Genomic DNA, 2,563 nt, shown 5'->3' on the forward strand with positions numbered 1-2,563 from the left:
TACCGAGGACCTGCTGGACGACCCCCGCCCCGCGGTGTCTGTCGATAAGGTAGTAGCAATACTGTTTTGTGGCGAACGCCCAGAGCCAGAAGGTGACGCCGTTGATCCGCCAACCGGTTTCGTCGGCGTGGAGGACAGCGCTTTCGCGTATCGCTTGGCCGATCTCCTCATAGACACCTTCGAGAAGCCCGGCGAGACGCTTCCAGGCAAGCGTCAGGCCCCCCGGGCTCACCCCGAAGGCGTGCGCGACGGCGGCGTTCTTCACGCAGTTGCCGACACTCATGCCGATGCAGTAGTGCAGCCAAGCGGTATAGACGACCAAGTGCAGCCCCAGGGTGGCCCCCGGCAGCGCCGCGCTGACCTTCGGGGTGACGATCCGTTTGCAGCGCCGACACCAATGACCGTGCACGGTGTGCTCGGTGATCTTCGGGGTTATTTCCGGGATGTCCTCGATGATCCGACGATGGGTGCGGATAGGTGGCCCCACCGGCCCCTCGCAGTCGGGGCAGTGTTCGAGTCGGTGTTCGTGCTTCGCATCGATACGCGCCGGCGCGCGGCGCCAGGCACCGGCATGCCCTTTCTTCCGGCCCGGGGGCTTCTGCGCTCTCCGGGCCCGGGGTTTCAGGTACACCGGTGTCATCCCCGAGGGCGTGGTGGGGGTCACGGCTCCCTCCGCGGGGGGACCCCTTTATCTGTAACCACTCCCACTGCTCGGCCTTCTCCCAAAGCACGAGGAGCGCCGCTTCTGCTTGCGCCCGCGGCAGCTCCAGGATGCCGAGCGCCTCCTCGCGGGTCATGGCGCGGTGAGGGTTTCTCGAAAGTGCCGATAGAGCGGATAGACGTAGAGCGCTTTCGCCACCCCGTGCCGATGGTAGACATTGCCCCGCTTGGCATGCCCTCGGGTGGTGCCGAGGTAGTGCCAATTGGCCGCGCGGTAACAGGTGCCTTGGAAACGGCCGAGATCGACGAAGGTCTCGGCCAACACCACCGGGTGGCCATAACGCGCCTGCCAGGCGGCACCCAGGGCAGGAGGAGAAACCGCACGTTGTTCGTGACGAGAGGCAGCCGCGCGCGCTTTTGCGCGACACTCCAGCCGAGCCACCGCTCGCGTGGCGCACTCTTCCAAGCCGCACTCGCCCACCCCAAGCACCCCACCACTTGCCCCTCGATGAACACCAACTGCTTGAGGTGTTCCCCGACGAGCCGGGGACGCCCCAGGTAGTGGTAGTGGTGCACCAGGTAGTCCCAAAGATAGCGCTCCGCTCCGCAGACCTCCACGATCCGGGGCGGGGGGGTGATCCCCCACTCGGCCAATCAGGGGACTTTCAGCGTAGCGCGGGCTCCGGTCAAACCGTGGTTCGGCCCGGTTATTCTTGATGGCCTTTCGTGGCGGCAGCGTGACGTGCCCAGCCTCTTCCAAGCGCAGCAAGAGATCCCGTGCCGCAAACCCCTTGTAGGCGCCATTCGGCTGCCGCCACGCCCAGTGCTCACAAAGCACCTGCGCAATGAAGCTCCGGCCCTCCGCGCGTAGTGCGCGGCAATCGTCGCGCGAACCAACGCGATGTCTACAGCACAGAGATCACGCCCACGGTAGCGAAATAGGATCGGTTCCATGAAGGCCCCCTCAGTCGAGGGAACCCTACACGAAAGTCGGCGCTGACGCCACTGGGCTCTTCAGGAGGCTAAAGTGTTACCCATTTTCAGCTTTGGCTTTATCACGCGGCTTTCTGGCCCGCGCTGGGATAATCGCCACACCGTAATGTTCGGCGAACTCTTGGTACGTCGGATTCAGGCCCGGCTCGTAGCGATCGGCGCGGGTGACGGCGCTCTTGAGATTGTCCGGGACGATCATTTCAGGCGTGGATCCAAAGTAGCTCAACGCCCGCACGTGCGACCCGATCCAGTCAGGCAGTGTTTGCGTCCACGTCGCCTCGGCATAGGTGTAGTTACTCGCTCCCAGCACGGCGACAAAGATCTGCGCCGCACGGATCTCACCGCTACCGCGGTCGACGACCGGCACCGTCGGCCCGGCGTAGTCGACGAACCGGACGGGCAGGACGCCCGGCTGTTAGGAGGTACAGGATGAACAGCTTCTCCCCGGCGCGGTGGGGCTGGCGCATGACCAAGTCCACCCGTGCGCTGTAGCGCCGGTAACGCTCGCAGAACTGGCTATACTGCAGGCCCTCGGGGGTGAGGGCCTTGTACTCCTCCCACAAAAGCGCCAGCGTCACGCCTTTGCGTTTGAGCTGGGCGTGCAGCTCGGCGAAGTCCGGCAGCGGCCGGTCGTCGCGCGTAGGTGCCGCGGGCGGCGGATACAGCCGGTCCTCCAGCACCGTATCGTTCAGGTCAAGCGCCGCTGTCCAGTCCACCCCGGCGATGCGCGCGCGGCGCAGACACTCTTGGACCGTCGCAGGCGACACGCCCAGCGTGCGGGCGATCTCGCGCCCCGAGCGCCGTGCTTCGTGATGCAGGCGCAGGATCTCTTTCGTCTTACGCATGGATACCCTCGTATTTGCCATTGGCCTTGCCCTTTCGTCGGAAAAATCCGACAGGGTAAGGCCGG

The 2,563-nt window shown here is 65.1% G+C and carries 1 protein-coding gene and 2 pseudogenes; all 3 read right to left on the reverse strand.

All coding sequences use genetic code 11. The features are described 5' to 3' along the window. Positions 1–664: transposase (locus M3461_21085; GenBank protein ID MDQ3776667.1), on the reverse strand; the 664-nt coding region annotated here is incomplete at its 3' end. A 129-nt stretch (positions 665–793) separates the two neighbouring features. Continuing rightward, positions 794–1,236: pseudogene (locus M3461_21090) on the reverse strand (DUF4338 domain-containing protein). A gap of 463 nt (positions 1,237–1,699) precedes the next feature. Then, positions 1,700–2,498: pseudogene (istA, locus tag M3461_21095) on the reverse strand (IS21 family transposase). Positions 2,499–2,563: the final 65 nt, after the last annotated feature.

Source organism: Pseudomonadota bacterium (genome assembly GCA_030860485.1).
Lineage (GTDB): Bacteria > Pseudomonadota > Gammaproteobacteria > JACCXJ01 > JACCXJ01 > JACCXJ01.